We start from the raw sequence: 975 nt of genomic DNA on the forward strand, positions 1-975 counted from the left end.
GCGCCGGCCGATCCCATCGAACCGGACGAGCCGGGCACGCCCGAGTCAGTGGAAGCGCCCGCGATAAGTACGGATGACCCAGCCCCGCCGATGCCTCCTCCGTCCGAACCGACCAGGGCCAGGAAGCGGCATGGGCCCAGAAGGACTGAGCCCTCCGCGGCAACTGCGCCGGACGCCGGAGCCGCCCCCGATCGACCTTCGTCGCCGGTAGAAACCGCCCAGGCCTTGCGCCAACTCGCCCATCTGCGCGAGCAGATCGCCGCCCGCTGGCCAACCAACATGCGCGGCCATGTCGAGGCCTTCTACCTGCGCTTCGGCACCAACGGCAGCGGCCCACCCGCCTGGGTGGCCCAGCTGCCCCCCGGCACGCCGCTCGCCAGCTGAGACATCATGCCGACGAAACGAACCCGAGCAGCCTCGTCATCTCCCGGCACGACCGGGGGACCAACCACTTCCCGCAGCCCTGCCATCCATGGGATTCACACTTTATCCGTCATGGCCGGGCCCAATCCGGCCATCCAGCTTCCTGCCCAAAAGCCGGCCATGCCTCTTGAGGGCAATCCAATCTCAGCCAAAGAAATTACCCTGAGCCACACTTTCCACACCGACCAGCGTCACCGTGTGCAGCCCACTCGCATACCCAAGCGACAGCCCAATATCGAGCAGCAGCGACGCGCCCCCATTGCCGATCGAAACCGACACCGCGCTGTCGCTGCCGTTCAGGCCCCCGTCACCGTTGGTGTCCAGCCGGGAGAACATCTGCGACGCGAAGACATAGCTGCCTTGCCTGGTCGTGCCGTCGATGTACAGCCCATCGCTTCCGCCATCGAAATCCTCGATGACGTCCCGGCCGATCCCGCCACTGCCGCTCACGTTCAGGTGGAACAAGGCAATGTCGAAGCCGCCGCCCATCCGGATGACGTCGTCCCCCGAGCCGGCCTGGATCGTGTCGTCGCCCTCACCACCCGCAAGCAC

The 975-nt window shown here is 66.7% G+C and carries 1 protein-coding gene and 1 pseudogene; one reads left to right on the top strand and one right to left on the bottom strand.

From position 1 onward, the window contains the following. Positions 1 to 225 precede the first annotated feature (225 nt). Positions 226 to 384: a hypothetical protein gene (locus EQG76_RS30960; RefSeq protein WP_159719065.1), complete on the top strand. Its 159-nt coding sequence runs from the start codon at positions 226 to 228 to the stop codon at positions 382 to 384. Between the two features lie 183 nt (positions 385 to 567). On the opposite strand, the pseudogene EQG76_RS30965 reads toward EQG76_RS30960, so the two are convergent. Beyond that, positions 568 to 975 (bottom strand): annotated as a pseudogene (locus EQG76_RS30965) (hypothetical protein); the annotation flags it as partial.

The organism is Geminicoccus flavidas, assembly GCF_009806515.1.
Taxonomy (GTDB): Bacteria; Pseudomonadota; Alphaproteobacteria; order Geminicoccales; family Geminicoccaceae; genus Geminicoccus; species Geminicoccus flavidus.